Origin of the sequence: Shimwellia blattae DSM 4481 = NBRC 105725 (assembly GCF_000262305.1) — a bacterium.
Lineage (GTDB): Bacteria > Pseudomonadota > Gammaproteobacteria > Enterobacterales > Enterobacteriaceae > Shimwellia > Shimwellia blattae.
The window spans coordinates 578,342-592,288 of record NC_017910.1 but is presented as its reverse complement, the minus strand read 5'-3'; the positions used below and the strand labels follow the sequence as shown (position 1 = coordinate 592,288).

The window sequence follows — 13,947 nt, the reverse complement described above, 5'->3', positions numbered from 1 at the left end:
CACCGGTATTTCTCTGTTGCACCTGAACCTGGTCGCGTCCTAAAGGGGAATGCCGATTCCCCTTTAGGGATACCCCCGGCCCGCGGGGAAACTGTCGCTGACGCGATACGCTCTGCTGCGCCTTAATCCTGCGGTCCGGTCGGGATTCGACATCCTGTCTCAGCCCTCCCTGTGGCGGCCATCCGGGCCGCCACCCCTGGTCTTTTCAGCTTCGCGCCGCCAGTTTCTTTTACGCGGGACTGGAAAACCCCTGCGGTAAAACAAAACAGTTTCAGGGGCTGAAATGCCGCTGAATGCCAGTTAATGACCGCGAGGGTGTTAAACCCCCGCATAAAGGCAATCGGCGGAAACGCAGGTGCGGCTCAAGGACTGGCTGCCAGGATGGCAGCCAGAAGAACCTTTTTTATGGCCCGGCGCGGATGCACCGGGTATATACCCACCAAATATACCGCCGCCCCTTGCCAGCGGCCCCGGCTGCTCTTATGCTCAACGGCCATGAAAACCCCACGAATCCCTATTGCGCTGGTGCAGGCCGTCATGAACAGCCTGCGCCACCACCTGCAACAAGCCCGCGCCCACTTTCACCAGGAGTTTGCCGAACCGGTAGTCACCTGGCAGCAGCGCGGTATGGCCGCCGGAACCGCCTGGCCGGAGCGCAACGAAATCCGCCTCAACCCGGTGCTACTGCTGGAAAACCAGCAGGCATTTATTGACGAAGTGGTGCCCCACGAACTGGCCCACCTGCTGGTGTGGACCGTGTTTGGCCGGGTCGCCCCCCACGGTAAAGAGTGGAAGTGGATGATGGAAACCGTGCTCGGCGTGCCCGCCCGGCGCACCCACCAGTTCGCCACCGCCTCTGTACGCCAGAAGAGCTTCCCCTACCGCTGCCGTTGCCAGCAGCACATGCTGACAGTGCGCCGCCACAACCGCGTCCTGCGCGGGGAAAGCCAGTACCGCTGTGTCCATTGTGGCGATATCCTGTTACCCGATCAGACAACAAGCTGAATTATCAGGCTATTTTCCCGCTAACGGTTGCAACCGGGGCCTGTCTCCGGTAGTTTTTCGCTTCACGTTTAGCAGGGAACTGGAAGATGGCTCGCAAATTTATGCTGGCGGCGGGGGTACTTATCCCGGCGCTGGTGACCGGTAGCGCCACCGCTGCCGGGATCCACTCCTTCTCCCGGGCAAAAGCCGCAGGCGTTAAAGTCAATGCCGATGTCCCGGGGGATTTTTACTGCGGTTGTAAAATTACCTGGCAGGGGAAAAAAGGACATATTGACCTGCGATCCTGCGGGTATCAGGTGCGCAAAAACCCCGGCCGCGCCAGCCGGGTCGAGTGGGAACATGTGGTGCCCGCCTGGCAATTTGGCAACCAGCGCCAGTGCTGGCAGGATGGCGGGCGCAAAAACTGCGCCCGGGATCCCCTGTATCGCCAGATGGAAAGCGATATGCACAATCTGCAGCCTGCGGTGGGCGAGGTGAATGGGGATCGGGGCAATTTCATGTACAGCCAGTGGCACGGCGGAGAGCGCCAGTACGGGCGCTGCGAAATGAAAGTCGATTTTAAAGCCAGAATGGCCGAGCCCCCGCCACGGGCCAGAGGCGCCATTGCCCGCACCTATTTCTATATGCGTGACCGCTATCAGCTGCGCCTGTCGCGCCAGCAGACACAGTTGTTTACCGCCTGGGATAGACAGTACCCGGTCACCCCGTGGGAGTGTAAGCGCGACGGTCGGATCGCCGCACTTCAGGGCAACCACAACCCTTATGTGCAGAAGGCCTGCGCCCGGCGGCCCCCGGTCGGGATCCTCACGGCCCTGCAGCGCTGATCCTGGTGCGGCGGGCTTGCCACAGGCAAAAGAGCTAACCTACACTAGCGCACATGTTTAACAGGCTGGCGGCCACCGCCGGCCCTGACGGATAACGAACCCGATGCGCATTCCCCGTATTTACCACCCGGCCCCGGTAACCCAGGGTCAGCAACTGGCACTGAGCGATGACGCCGCAGGCCATGTCGCCCGCGTGCTGCGTATGGGCCCGGGCCAGGCAATTCAGCTATTTGATGGCAGTAACCAGATATTTAACGCTGAAATTGTCCAGGCAGATAAAAAACGGGTGCAGGTGCAGGTGCTCAGTGGTGAAGTGGACGATCGCGAGTCGCCCCTGCATATCCACCTGGGCCAGGTCATGTCCCGTGGTGAAAAAATGGAGTTCACCATTCAGAAATCCATTGAGCTGGGGGTCAACGTCATTACCCCGCTGTTTTCCGAACGTTGCGGCGTAAAACTGGATGCCGAACGGCTGGAGAAAAAACGCCAGCAGTGGCAGAAAATCGCCATTGCCGCCTGCGAACAGTGCGGCCGCAACCGCATTCCGGACATTCGCCCGGTGATGAATTTAGAACAGTGGTGTGCAGAAGAGACCACGGGGCTGAAGCTCAATTTACACCCCAGAGCCCACCAGAGTATCAATACCCTGCCCCAGCCCGTGGAGCAGGTGCGCCTGCTGATCGGCCCGGAAGGTGGCCTGTCGGCGGACGAAATCGCCATGACGGCAAAATATCAGTTTACCGATATTCTGCTCGGGCCACGGGTTCTGCGCACCGAGACGACTGCACTCACCGCTATTACCGCCCTTCAGGTGCGGTTTGGCGATCTGGGCTAAGGCCTGCTAACCAGGCGCTACAGGAGAATAACCATGATTAAGCTCGGTATCGTGATGGATCCCATTGCGACTATCAATATCAAAAAAGACACCAGCTTCGCGATGCTGCTGGAAGCCCAGCGCCGCGGCTATGAGCTGCACTATATGGAGATGTCTGACCTCTACCTGACCCAGGGCGAAGCCCGGGCCCGCACCCGTCTGGTCAGCGTTGAGCAGAATTACGACAAGTGGTACGAGTTTGGCACTGAGCAGGATATGGCGCTGGGTGACCTTGACGTGATCCTGATGCGTAAAGATCCGCCGTTCGACACGGAATTTATCTACGCCACCTATATTCTGGAGCGCGCGGAAGATAAAGGCACACTGATTGTCAACAAACCCCAGAGCCTGCGCGACTGTAACGAAAAACTGTTCACCGCCTGGTTTGCGGATCTCACCCCGGACACCCTGGTGACCCGCAACAAAGCGCAGCTCAAAGCGTTTTATGAAAAACATGGCGATATCATCCTCAAACCGCTGGATGGTATGGGCGGCTCGTCTATTTTCCGGGTGAAAGCCGGGGATCCTAACCTGCCGGTCATTGGCGAAACCCTGACCGCCCTTGGCACCCGCTACTGTATGGCTCAGAACTATCTGCCAGCCATTAAAGACGGCGACAAGCGCGTGCTGGTGGTCGACGGGGAGCCCGTGCCTTACTGCCTGGCGCGTATCCCGCAAGGGGGGGAGACCCGTGGTAACCTGGCCGCCGGTGGCCGGGGCGAGCCGCGCCCGCTGACCGAAAGCGACTGGGCCATTGCCCGCCGGGTCGCCCCCGTGCTGAAGCAAAAAGGGCTTATCTTCGTGGGCCTGGATATCATTGGCGATCGTCTGACTGAGATAAACGTCACCAGCCCCACCTGTGTACGGGAAATCGAGGCGCAATTCCCGATCTCTATCACCGGCATGCTGATGGACGCCATCGAGCGCCGCCTGGCAAAATAAGCCGCCGGGGTGGGTAGCCCCACCCCTTATTCACGCGCCGGGCTCAGTGACACCGGCGCACTTTCCCTCCATACTGGGCCATCGTTTCTAACCGGGAACCCCTGACTTTGACAATGAATTTACAGCACCACTTTCTGATTGCCATGCCCGGTCTCCGGGATCCACTGTTCAGACGCACGGTGGTTTATATCTGCGAATACAATGAAGACGGCGCCATGGGGCTGATTATCAACAAGCCGCTGGAAGGGCTCAATGTCCGGGAAGTGCTGGATAAGCTGAAAATTGATCCCGCGTTGCGTGATCCAGAAGCCCGGCTGGACAAGCCAGTCTTCGTGGGCGGCCCGCTGGCAGAGGATCGCGGTTTTATCCTCCATACGCCACCGGATATATTCAGCGCCAGCATCCGTATCTCTGATAATACTATCGTGACCACCTCCCGGGATGTGCTTGAAACCATCGGCACCGACAAACAGCCAGAGCATATTCTGGTGGCCCTGGGTTACGCCTCCTGGCAGCGGGGCCAGCTGGAGCAGGAGATCCTGGATAACGCCTGGCTGACGGCACCGGCAGACCTCAATATTCTCTTTAAAACCCCGATTGCCGATCGCTGGCGCGAAGCGGCTAAACTGATTGGCATTGATATTCACAATATGCCCGTTGATGCAGGACACGCCTGATGAGTAGCGGCACTTCACTGGCTTTTGACTTTGGTACTAAGAGCATAGGCGTGGCCATTGGCCAGCGCATTACCGGCACCGCCCGCCCGCTGCACGCGCTCAAAGCCAGAGACGGCACACCGGACTGGAACGCCGTGGAGCGCCTGCTTAAAGAGTGGCAGCCGGATGATATTATCGTCGGGCTGCCGCTGAATATGGACGGCAGCGAACAGCCGCTGACCGGCCGGGCCCGGAAATTTGCCAACCGCCTCCACGGGCGTTTCGGGGTGAGCGTCACCCTGCACGACGAGCGCTTAACCACCGTGGAAGCCCGGGCCGGGCTGTTTGAACAGGGCGGCTTCCGGGCGCTGGACAAAGGCAGCGTGGATTCCGCCTCTGCCGTGGTTATCCTGGAAAGCTGGTTCGAACAGCACCCCTGAGCCCCGCAGGCTATGCCAGCTCCCCCGCCGCCTGGCGCTCTGCCAGGCTGTGGGCGAAGTTCTGCATCCCGACCCCGCGCCCGGTCTGCAGGATGCCGGGCAACTGGTGGGTTTTCCCCTCGCGGATAAGGTTTGCCACCGCCGTGGTATTCAGCAGCAGTTCAAACAGCGCCACCCGCCCCCCTGCCCGGGCGGCCACCAGGCGCTGGGCCAGCACGGCACACAGGCTCTCTGCCAGCTGTGCCCGCACAACATCTTTCCCCGCATCCGGGAAGACATCCACCAGCCGCGAAACCGCCTGACAGGCACCACGGGTATGCAGGGTGCCCAGCACCAGGTGGCCGGTCTCTGCCGCCGTCAGCGCCAGGCGGATGGTTTCTGCGTCCCGTAGCTCACCCAGCAGGATGACATCCGGATCTTCACGCAGGGCCGCGCGCAGCCCGTCACTGAATGACAGGCAATGCTCGCCTATCTCCCGCTGTTGTACCAGGCCATTCCCGGGCGGGTGCAGGTACTCCAGCGGATCTTCAAGGCACACAATATGGCGCCCCTGCTGCGCCAGCCACCCCACCATCGCCGCCAGGCTGGTAGACTTACCGCTGCCGGTCGCCCCGGTCACCAGCAGGATCCCGCTGTGCCGGGACAAGGCCCCCTCCAGGGCTGCGGGGGGCGCCAGCGTTGCCAGCGACGGGCAGTGTCTGGGCAGAATACGCAGCGCCAGGGAGACCCCCAGCCGCTGGCGAAACGCATTGGCCCGCAGGCGCTGGCCACAGGCAAGCGTTACGGCAAAATCCAGCTGCCGGTCGCGCTCAAAGCGCAGCTGCTGCTGGGGTGTCAGCCAGCCGGCCAGCAGCGCCGCTGGTTCGGGGAAAACCAGCGGTGCCGCCTCCAGAATACCGGCCCGGCGCCACCAGCAGCCAAACCCGGTACACAGGTGTAGATCAGAGACATAATGCTTTACACTATGGGCCACTAATTCTTCCATTTCAGGCATCTCTACCATGAATCACATTGCCGACAATTTAGCGCAGGTTCATCAACGGATCTCTGCCGCTGCACAGCGTTGCGGCAGAGACCCGAAAGAAGTGACCCTGCTTGCAGTCAGTAAAACCAAACCTGCGAGCGATATCGAACAGGCAATCCTTGCGGGCCAGCGCGCCTTTGGCGAAAACTATGTTCAGGAAGGGGTGGATAAAATCCGCTATTTTCAGGAAGCGAGCCAGCGGGATCTGGTGTGGCACTTTATCGGGCCGCTGCAGTCCAACAAAAGCCGCCTGGTCGCGGAGCACTTCGACTGGTGCCATACGGTAGACCGGCTGAAAATCGCCACCCGGCTGAGTGAACAGCGCCCGGCAGAAATGGCCCCGCTTAATGTCCTGATTCAGATAAACATCAGCGATGAGACCAGCAAATCCGGCATTGGGTTAAGTGAGCTGGATGCACTGGCCGCCCAGGTCGCCCCGTTACCGGGCCTGGTGCTGCGCGGTCTGATGGCTATCCCGGCCCCGGAGAGCGACTACCAGCGCCAGCTTGCCGTCGCCCGCCAGATGGCCGGGGCATTACAGCAGCTTCAGGCACGCTACCCCAGTGCCGATACACTCTCACTGGGTATGACCGATGATATGGACGCCGCCATCGCGGCAGGCAGCACCATGGTGCGCATTGGAACGGCAATTTTCGGCGCGCGCAATTACGCAGCGCGCTAATAACACAGAGGAACGCCATGCTGACGTTGACTTTTCTGGTCAAAACTCTCATTGAACTGTATGTAATGGTCCTGCTACTGCGTATCTGGATGCAGTGGTCCCGTTGTGACTTTTACAATCCGTTTTCACAGTTTATTGTCAAAATTACCCAGCCGATTATCGGCCCCCTGCGCCGGGTTATTCCCGCCATCGGGCCGATTGACAGCGCCTCTTTGCTGCTGGCGTTTATTCTGACCACCATTAAGTATCCGGTGCTGTTGCTGATTCAGGCCGGGGTGCTGAGCCTGGATCCCATGAACCTGCTGGTGGGGCTGCTGTCGCTGCTGAAGTCCGCCGGGAGCCTGGTATTCTGGGTGATTATTATTCGCTCTCTGATGAGCTGGATAAGCCAGGGACGCAGCCCGATTGAATATGTGCTGATGCAGATGACCGAGCCGATGATGGCCCCCATCCGCCGCATTATTCCGGCCATGGGCGGGATAGACTTCTCCGCGATGGGTGTCATTCTGGTGCTGTATCTCCTGAATTATCTGGGCATGGATCTGTTTCCGGGGCTCTGGTATTTACTGTGAGTGCCGTAAGCCAGACAGAAAACGGGCTGGTGTTAAGGCTGTATATTCAGCCTAAAGCCAGCCGCGACGCGATTGTCGGGCTCTATGGCGATGAGTTAAAAGTCGCCATTACGGCCCCCCCGGTAGACGGGCAGGCCAATGCCCATCTGACCAAATATCTTGCCAGGCAATTCCGGGTGGCCAAAAGCCAGGTCACCATTGAAAAAGGTGAGCTGGGCCGCCACAAGCAGGTGCTGATAAGCCAGCCACGGCAGATCCCCGCCGCCGTGGCCGAATTGCTGCCAACCACGTTGTAACCACAGGATCTCTCTGATGCAAAAAGTTGTCCTCGCCACCGGGAATGCCGGTAAAGTGCGTGAACTGGCTGATCTTCTGAATAATTTCGGCCTCGACATTGTCGCCCAGACCACTCTGGGCGTTGAGTCTGCCGAGGAAACCGGCCTTACCTTTATTGAAAACGCGATTCTCAAAGCCCGCCATGCAGCCCGGGCCACGGGCCTGCCCGCCATTGCCGATGACTCCGGCCTGGCGGTGGATGCCCTCGGCGGCGCGCCGGGGATCTACTCTGCCCGTTACGCCGGGGAAGAGGCCAGCGACCGGCAGAACCTCGAAAAACTGCTCGACACCATGAAAGCAGTGCCCGATGACCAGCGCACGGCCCGTTTCCACTGCGTGCTGGTCTATTTACGCCACGCCGACGACCCCACCCCGCTGGTGTGCCACGGCAGCTGGGAAGGCCGCATTGCCCGCGCCCCGGCCGGGGACGGTGGCTTTGGTTACGATCCGGTGTTCTTTGTGCCGTCTGAGGGGAAAACCGCCGCACAGCTGACCCGGGACGAAAAGCGCGCTATCTCCCATCGCGGGCAGGCGCTGAAGCTGCTGCTGGAAGCCATGCGCCATGGCTGAGCGGCCACCCCTGAGCCTGTATATTCACATCCCCTGGTGTGTGCAGAAGTGCCCCTACTGTGACTTTAACTCCCACGCCCTGAAAGGCGAGGTGCCCCACGACGATTACGTGCGCCATCTGTTGCGGGATCTGGACCAGGACGCCCCCCTGGCGCAGGGGCGCACTGTGCAGACCATTTTTATTGGCGGTGGCACCCCCAGCCTGCTGAGCGGTGACGCCATGCAGACACTGCTGGACGGAGTGCGCGCCCGCCTGCCGCTGGCGGCAGATGCAGAGATCACCATGGAGGCCAACCCGGGCACGGTGGAAGCAGACCGTTTCGCCCGCTACCAGCAGGCCGGGGTTAACCGGATCTCCATCGGCGTGCAGAGCTTCAGCGCCGGGAAGCTCACCCGCCTTGGGCGGATCCACGGGCCGGAAGAAGCCAGACGCGCAGCGGCCATGGCCGAGGGCCTGGGGCTGCGCAGCTTTAACCTGGACCTGATGCACGGCCTGCCGGACCAGACCCTCAGCGAAGCCCTGGACGACTTACGCCAGGCCATTGCGCTGCGCCCGCCGCACCTCTCCTGGTATCAGCTGACCATTGAGCCCAATACCCTGTTTGGCTCCCGGCCCCCGGTGCTGCCGGACGACGACGCCCTGTGGGATATTTTTGAGCAGGGGCATCAGCTCCTGAGCGCGGCGGGTTATCAGCAATATGAAACCTCCGCTTATGCCCTGCCCGGCTACCAGTGCCAACACAACCTTAACTACTGGCGCTTCGGGGATTATCTGGGGATTGGCTGCGGCGCCCACGGGAAAATCACCTTCCCGGACGCCAGGATCCTGCGTACCGCAAAAACCCGCCATCCACGGGGGTATCTGGCAGGCCGCTACCTTGACAGCCAGCGGGATGTGGCGCAGGAAGATAAACCGTTCGAGTTCTTTATGAACCGTATGCGCCTGCTGGAGCCCGCACCGCGCGCTGATTTCACGCGCTTTACCGGCCTGGAGGAGCACAGCATCCGCCCCCGGATAGACGCCGCAATCAACGCCGGCTATATCACCGAAACCGACAGCCACTGGCAGATAACCGGCCACGGCAAACTGTTTCTGAATTCGCTGCTGGAGCTGTTTCTGGCAGAGGAGTGAGAGGCGGGAAAATGCGGGTATCGGGCGATACCCGCCGTGTTACGCTCAGGGCGCCGGGGAGACCAGCAACTGGCCAATAGAGCCCCGGTCCGCCATTTCAAGAGTCTGGCTGGTGTACAGGAACGGGAAGTGCTCCCAGGAGGGCTGACCAAAATAGACCAGCAGCTCCACCTGACCGTCAACCCAGACGGTATCTTTCCAGCCCCGGTCTTCCGGCAGAGGAGCGGCACCGTTCACATTGCGGATCAGGAACGACACCCCTTCAATATGGAATGACTGCGGCGCATCTGAGCGGATGTTCCAGCGCTCCCAGGTGCCCTGACGGGTGCGGATATCAATGCGCTTCATATCCCACAGCTGGCCGTTAATGCCCGGATCGTCAGACAGGTTGATATCGCGGCTGGCAGAGGCCGCACCGCCGATTATCTCATCAGACAGCAACCGGGTGGGTAGCGGATCGGTGACCAGCGGCAACAGGCCGGTCGGGCGCAGGGTCAGCACCAGGGTGGAAACCAGAATGCTCGACGGCTCAAAGAAGCCGCGAATACGGTCCATGATCCCGGCGGCTTCACCGCAGGTAATGGACACTTCGTTGCCGTCTGTCATATCCACGAGGATCTCCCGGCGCTCCCCGGGGGCCAGCGAAAGCTGCTGAACGGACACCGGGGCCGGCAAAAAGCCCTGATCCCCGGCAATCACGTGCAGCGGGCGGGCATCGCTCATTTTCAGCAGGTAACGGCGTGAGTTAGAGGCATTAAGCAGGCGCAGGCGCACCCAGCCACGGGAGACTTCCACAAACGGGCTCTGTACCCCGTTTGCCAGCAGGGTATCCCCCACAAAGCCCCCGCTGCCCGGCTCTTTGTATTCCGGCGTGCCGAAGTTATCCAGCCGCTTGTCCTGAATAATGACCGGGAAGTCATCCACCCCGTAGTGGTTGGGCACCGGCAGCCCTTTGCTGATGCTGTCTTCCACCAGCCACATGCCGCACAGCCCGCGATAAACCTGCTGCGCGGTGCGGTTAGGTGTGTTTGCGTGATACCAGAGCGTGGCCGCCTGCTGGCGAATCGGCAGGACCGGTGCCCAGTCAGCGTTAGGGGTCATCATACGCGGCGCGCCGCCCATCAGCGGGCCGGGCACCTGCAGGCCGCTTACCGTCATGGCGACGTTTTCCGTCAGGCGGTTGCTGTAGATCATTTTGACATCATCCCCGCTCCACACGCGGATGGTGGGCCCCATATAGCGGCCATTAAATCCCCAGACCTGTGCCTTGCCAAGACCGGTGGTAAACGCCCAGTGCGCCCGCTGCATCGTCAGAAACAGTGGCTGACCACGGCGGGACTCCAGCAGCGGGGGAACCGGTAATGGTGGCTGCTGGCTGGCTGCGTTTGCCCTCAGCGGCACCGCGCCTGCGCAAAGCGCAACACCTGATGCCTGAATAAACTGCCGCCGACTGAGTGACATAATAGCTCCGTGTAAAACTCTCTGAACCGCGGCGGATACCGGGCCGCAGGATAAAATAACTGAAATGGTGATTTCTGATCAGCGCACCACTCCGTGGTTTAGCTGGCTTCTTTTTTACTGGCCGCTTTGGCGGAGGCTTCGCGCTCAGCCACTTCCGCATTCAGCTGGCTGATTTTCTCTTCCATGACCCGGCGGCAATGGGCAGACAGCTCACGCACCTGATCTTTCCCGTAGCCGGAGGTATCAATCGGCGCCAGCATCTCAACAATCACCAGGCCGTTGTTCCAGCGGTTAAGTTTGATCTTGTCATTGGTATTGGAGACGCACACCGGAATAATCGGCACCCCGGCGGCGATGGCGGCGTGAAAGGCCCCGGTTTTAAACGGCAGTAACCCACGGCCCCGGCTGCGGGTGCCCTCAGGGAACATCCAGATTGAAATCTTGCGGCGTTTAAACTGTTTCACCACCTGGGCGATGGTGCTGTGTGCTTTGGCGCGGTTATCGCGATCAATCAGCAGGTTACCGGTCAGCCAGTAGAGCTGGCCAAAAAACGGGATCCACACCAGGCTCTTTTTACCCACGGTAACGGTAGGGGGCAATACGATATTCGAGGCGGTGATCATATCGTAGTTATTTTGATGGTTGCCAATGTAAATCGCATTACCGAACTTGTCTGCACCTGCCGGATAGCGGGTTTCAACACGCAGCCCGAATAACGGATGCATCCGCCCGAACAGGTGGCCGAAGGTCGCTACATGGCGCGGGTTACGCGGGCTGAACAGACACCAGATGGATCCCAGAATACACACCAGAATGCAGTAAATAACAACAATAATAAAACGAACAATAGCTAGCATAACGACCTCAGAAGCATAACGCCGGTGTCAGTATACCGATTCCATTACAAAAAACACCGGAAAGCATCAATACGCCAGAAGGCCCGGTTCGAACGTCAGCAGAATACGGCGAAAATCGATGTTTACCTATCACATTACCTTGAAATAGCGGGGCCGGGGCGGGTTGTCCGGCCCCGGGTGCAGCGGTTATTCTTCGCCGGTTTCCGGCCGTGCCGGTGCATCAATTTCCACCCGGTCAATGCGCTGCAGACCACGCATCAGCGTGCCGCGGCGGCCGCGTTCACCACGCACTTTCTGCAACTCTTCCGGGCGCAGTTTGAGCTTGCGTTTACCCACATGGATAGTCAGCGAGCTCTGGGGCGGCAGCACATACAGCATCGCCAGGCGGTCTGCGCCGCTGGTGAAATCCGCCGTCGGGATGGAGATTATCTTATTCCCCTTACCCCGGGAAAGCTGCGGCAGATCGCCGACCGGGAACATCAGCATCCGGCCTGCGGCAGTGATAGCCAGCAACTGGTCCTGCTCATCCACAATCGGTACCGGCGGCAGCACTTTCGCGTTGTCCGGCAAGGTGATCACGGTTTTCCCCGCCCGGTTACGGGCAACCAGATCGGCAAATGTGCACACAAAGCCATAGCCCGCGTCTGAGGCCATCAGCAGTTTCTGGTCGTCACTTTCCATCAGTAACTGCTCAACCACCGCTCCTGGCGGCAGGGTCAGCTTGCCGGTAATCGGCTCGCCCTGGCCCCGGGCAGAAGGCAGGGTTATCGGATCCAGCGCGTAGCTGCGCCCGGTGGAGTCAATAAAGACCACCGGCTGGTTACTCTTACCTTTGGCCTCTGCGAGATAGCTGTCCCCGGCTTTGTAGTTCAGCCCCTGGGCATCAATATCGTGGCCTTTGGCGCTGCGCACCCAGCCCATCTGGGACAGCACAATGGTGACCGGCTCTGAGGGCAACATATCGTGCTCGCTCATGGCTTTCGCCTCTTCGCGCTCCTGGAGCGGCGAGCGGCGATCGTCCCCGTAGGCGTCCGCATCGGCCTGAATTTCTTTCTTCAGCAGGGTGTTCATTTTACGCTCGGAGGCGAGAATGCCCTGCAGCTGGTCACGCTCTTTTTCCAGCTCGCTCTGCTCTGCGCGAATTTTCACCTCTTCGAGTTTGGCAAGGTGGCGCAGTTTCAGTTCAAGAATAGCTTCTGCCTGGGTCTCACTGAGCCCGAAGCGCGCCATCAGGACCGGTTTTGGTTCGTCTTCGCTGCGGATGATATGGATAACTTCATCAATATTCAGGAAGGCGGTCAGTAACCCCTCAAGGATATGCAGGCGTCTGAGTACCTTTTCCAGCCGGTAGTTCAGGCGGCGGCGCACCGTATCACGGCGGAACACCAGCCACTCGCTGAGGATCTCCAGCAGGTTTTTCACCGCCGGGCGACCATCCAGACCAATCATGTTCAGGTTGACCCGGTAGCTTTTTTCCAGGTCAGTGGTGGCGAACAGGTGGTTCATCACCTGCTCCATATCGACCCGGTTAGAGCGCGGTACAATCACCAGCCGGGTGGGGTTTTCGTGATCGGATTCGTCACGCAGGTCATCCACCATGGGCAGTTTTTTGGCGCGCATCTGGGTAGCTATCTGCTCCAGAACCCGGGCACCGGATACCTGGTGCGGCAGCGCGCTGATGACCATCGCCCCGTCTTCTTTCTTCCACACGGCGCGCATCCGCACGGAGCCGCGGCCATTCTGGTAGATTTTGCGGATCTCCGCCCGGGAGGTGATGATCTCCGCCTCGGTGGGGTAATCGGGCCCCTGGATAATATCCAGCAACTGGTCCAGTGAGGCTTTCGGCTCGTCGATAAGTTTTATCGCCGCCTGGGCCACTTCGCGCAGGTTATGGGGCGGAATGTCGGTTGCCATGCCCACCGCAATCCCGGTGGTGCCGTTAAGCAGAATGTTCGGCAGCCGGGCGGGCAGCATTTTCGGCTCGTCGAGAGTGCCGTCAAAGTTCGGCACATAATCCACCGTGCCCTGGCCCAGCTCGCTCAGCAGGACGCTGGCATATTTAGACAGCCGGGATTCGGTATAACGCATGGCGGCGAAGGATTTCGGATCGTCAGGCGCCCCCCAGTTCCCCTGGCCGTCAACCAGCGGGTAGCGGTAAGAGAAAGGCTGCGCCATCAGCACCATTGCTTCATAGCAGGCGCTGTCGCCGTGCGGGTGGTATTTCCCCAGCACGTCGCCCACGGTACGGGCCGATTTTTTAAACTTGGCGCTGGCATTCAGCCCCAGTTCTGACATGGCGTAGACAATACGGCGCTGAACCGGTTTCAGCCCGTCGCCAATAAATGGCAGGGCCCGGTCCATAATCACGTACATGGAGTAGTTCAGGTAGGCGTTTTCGGTGAATTCGTGCAGCGCCTGGCGCTCTGCACCATCATGAGTCAAATCGCTCATTGTGGGTTATAGTCCTCAAACTGGCGTGCCGCAGCGGTAACATTACGGCTAATGGCGCAGATAGTACCTTATCTGGCGTCATGAGCACAGGGTAACCGCCGTATATCGTTGTCCTGGGGTA

15 protein-coding genes are annotated in these 13,947 nt (G+C 59.9%); 11 read left to right on the top strand and 4 right to left on the bottom strand.

Going from position 1 to position 13,947, the window contains the following annotated elements; all coding sequences use genetic code 11:
* Nucleotides 1-495 precede the first annotated feature (495 nt).
* The 6 genes from EBL_RS02760 (at nt 496) to ruvX (ending at nt 4,741) form a co-directional block, all read left to right on the top strand.
* On the top strand, nt 496-1,005 hold the full coding sequence (locus EBL_RS02760) for a SprT family zinc-dependent metalloprotease (protein ID WP_002443354.1): 510 nt from the start codon (nt 496-498) through the stop codon (nt 1,003-1,005).
* Nucleotides 1,006-1,091: 86 nt separating this feature from the next.
* Nucleotides 1,092-1,829, top strand: coding sequence for a deoxyribonuclease I (endA, locus tag EBL_RS02755; protein ID WP_002443353.1), 738 nt, complete (start codon nt 1,092-1,094; stop codon nt 1,827-1,829).
* 103 nt (nt 1,830-1,932) lie between these two features.
* Nucleotides 1,933-2,664 carry a 16S rRNA (uracil(1498)-N(3))-methyltransferase gene (gene rsmE, locus EBL_RS02750; RefSeq protein WP_002443351.1) on the top strand — a complete coding sequence of 244 codons (732 nt, stop codon included), beginning with the start codon at nt 1,933-1,935 and terminating at the stop codon, nt 2,662-2,664.
* Between the two features lie 33 nt (nt 2,665-2,697).
* Nucleotides 2,698-3,645, top strand: coding sequence for a glutathione synthase (gshB, locus tag EBL_RS02745; protein ID WP_002443349.1), 948 nt, complete (start codon nt 2,698-2,700; stop codon nt 3,643-3,645).
* A 113-nt stretch (nt 3,646-3,758) separates the two neighbouring features.
* Nucleotides 3,759-4,322 carry a YqgE/AlgH family protein gene (locus EBL_RS02740; protein ID WP_002443347.1) on the top strand — a complete coding sequence of 188 codons (564 nt, stop codon included), beginning with the start codon at nt 3,759-3,761 and terminating at the stop codon, nt 4,320-4,322.
* The gene (ruvX, locus tag EBL_RS02735; RefSeq protein ID WP_002443345.1) at nt 4,322-4,741 is read left to right on the top strand and encodes a Holliday junction resolvase RuvX; all 420 of its coding nucleotides are present in this window, start codon (nt 4,322-4,324) and stop codon (nt 4,739-4,741) included. The genes EBL_RS02740 and ruvX overlap by 1 nt, the downstream gene beginning before the upstream one ends.
* 10 nt (nt 4,742-4,751) lie before the next feature.
* Here the strand turns inward: ruvX and EBL_RS02730 are convergent, their stop codons facing one another.
* Nucleotides 4,752-5,735: a type IV pilus twitching motility protein PilT gene (locus tag EBL_RS02730; protein WP_014715798.1), complete on the bottom strand. Its 984-nt coding sequence runs from the start codon at nt 5,733-5,735 to the stop codon at nt 4,752-4,754.
* Nucleotides 5,736-5,742: 7 nt separating this feature from the next.
* On the opposite strand from EBL_RS02730, the gene EBL_RS02725 reads away from it, so the two are divergent.
* The 5 genes from EBL_RS02725 to hemW are packed head-to-tail and all read left to right on the top strand — an operon-like array spanning nt 5,743 to nt 9,057.
* Nucleotides 5,743-6,447 (top strand): YggS family pyridoxal phosphate-dependent enzyme, encoded by a 705-nt coding sequence (locus EBL_RS02725; RefSeq protein ID WP_002443341.1) that lies wholly within the window; start codon nt 5,743-5,745, stop codon nt 6,445-6,447.
* A 17-nt stretch (nt 6,448-6,464) separates the two neighbouring features.
* Entirely contained in the window at nt 6,465-7,019 is a 555-nt protein-coding gene (locus EBL_RS02720) for a YggT family protein (protein ID WP_002443339.1), read from the top strand.
* Nucleotides 7,016-7,315 (top strand): DUF167 family protein YggU, encoded by a 300-nt coding sequence (yggU, locus tag EBL_RS02715; RefSeq protein WP_002443338.1) that lies wholly within the window; start codon nt 7,016-7,018, stop codon nt 7,313-7,315. The genes EBL_RS02720 and yggU overlap by 4 nt, the downstream gene beginning before the upstream one ends.
* 16 nt (nt 7,316-7,331) lie before the next feature.
* Nucleotides 7,332-7,925 carry an XTP/dITP diphosphatase gene (locus tag EBL_RS02710; RefSeq protein ID WP_002443335.1) on the top strand — a complete coding sequence of 198 codons (594 nt, stop codon included), beginning with the start codon at nt 7,332-7,334 and terminating at the stop codon, nt 7,923-7,925.
* Nucleotides 7,918-9,057: a radical SAM family heme chaperone HemW gene (gene hemW / locus EBL_RS02705; protein ID WP_002443331.1), complete on the top strand. Its 1,140-nt coding sequence runs from the start codon at nt 7,918-7,920 to the stop codon at nt 9,055-9,057. Before EBL_RS02710 ends, hemW begins: the two co-directional genes overlap by 8 nt.
* 45 nt (nt 9,058-9,102) lie before the next feature.
* Here the strand turns inward: hemW and ftsP are convergent, their stop codons facing one another.
* From ftsP to parC, 3 genes are all read right to left on the bottom strand, one after another.
* Complete coding sequence (ftsP, locus tag EBL_RS02700; RefSeq protein WP_002443326.1) at nt 9,103-10,518, bottom strand: cell division protein FtsP; 1,416 nt, start codon at nt 10,516-10,518, stop codon at nt 9,103-9,105.
* A 98-nt stretch (nt 10,519-10,616) separates the two neighbouring features.
* Nucleotides 10,617-11,375, bottom strand: coding sequence for a 1-acylglycerol-3-phosphate O-acyltransferase (locus EBL_RS02695; RefSeq protein ID WP_002443324.1), 759 nt, complete (start codon nt 11,373-11,375; stop codon nt 10,617-10,619).
* A gap of 186 nt (nt 11,376-11,561) precedes the next feature.
* Nucleotides 11,562-13,826 carry a DNA topoisomerase IV subunit A gene (parC, locus tag EBL_RS02690; protein ID WP_002443321.1) on the bottom strand — a complete coding sequence of 755 codons (2,265 nt, stop codon included), beginning with the start codon at nt 13,824-13,826 and terminating at the stop codon, nt 11,562-11,564.
* Between the last annotated feature and the right edge of the window lie 121 nt (nt 13,827-13,947).

Excerpts from the sequence above, each read along its gene's own strand:
- hemW (WP_002443331.1), top strand. The coding sequence starts at position 7,918 with ATGGCTGAGCGGCCACCCCTGAGCCTGTATATTCACATCCCCTGGTGT.
- EBL_RS02730 (WP_014715798.1), bottom strand. The coding sequence starts at position 5,735 with ATGCCTGAAATGGAAGAATTAGTGGCCCATAGTGTAAAGCATTATGTC.
- EBL_RS02725 (WP_002443341.1), top strand. The coding sequence starts at position 5,743 with ATGAATCACATTGCCGACAATTTAGCGCAGGTTCATCAACGGATCTCT.
- EBL_RS02710 (WP_002443335.1), top strand. The coding sequence starts at position 7,332 with ATGCAAAAAGTTGTCCTCGCCACCGGGAATGCCGGTAAAGTGCGTGAA.
- EBL_RS02695 (WP_002443324.1), bottom strand. The coding sequence starts at position 11,375 with ATGCTAGCTATTGTTCGTTTTATTATTGTTGTTATTTACTGCATTCTG.
- endA (WP_002443353.1), top strand. The coding sequence starts at position 1,092 with ATGGCTCGCAAATTTATGCTGGCGGCGGGGGTACTTATCCCGGCGCTG.
- gshB (WP_002443349.1), top strand. The coding sequence starts at position 2,698 with ATGATTAAGCTCGGTATCGTGATGGATCCCATTGCGACTATCAATATC.
- EBL_RS02720 (WP_002443339.1), top strand. The coding sequence starts at position 6,465 with ATGCTGACGTTGACTTTTCTGGTCAAAACTCTCATTGAACTGTATGTA.
- EBL_RS02740 (WP_002443347.1), top strand. The coding sequence starts at position 3,759 with ATGAATTTACAGCACCACTTTCTGATTGCCATGCCCGGTCTCCGGGAT.
- ruvX (WP_002443345.1), top strand. The coding sequence starts at position 4,322 with ATGAGTAGCGGCACTTCACTGGCTTTTGACTTTGGTACTAAGAGCATA.
- ftsP (WP_002443326.1), bottom strand. The coding sequence starts at position 10,518 with ATGTCACTCAGTCGGCGGCAGTTTATTCAGGCATCAGGTGTTGCGCTT.
- parC (WP_002443321.1), bottom strand. The coding sequence starts at position 13,826 with ATGAGCGATTTGACTCATGATGGTGCAGAGCGCCAGGCGCTGCACGAA.
- EBL_RS02760 (WP_002443354.1), top strand. The coding sequence starts at position 496 with ATGAAAACCCCACGAATCCCTATTGCGCTGGTGCAGGCCGTCATGAAC.
- rsmE (WP_002443351.1), top strand. The coding sequence starts at position 1,933 with ATGCGCATTCCCCGTATTTACCACCCGGCCCCGGTAACCCAGGGTCAG.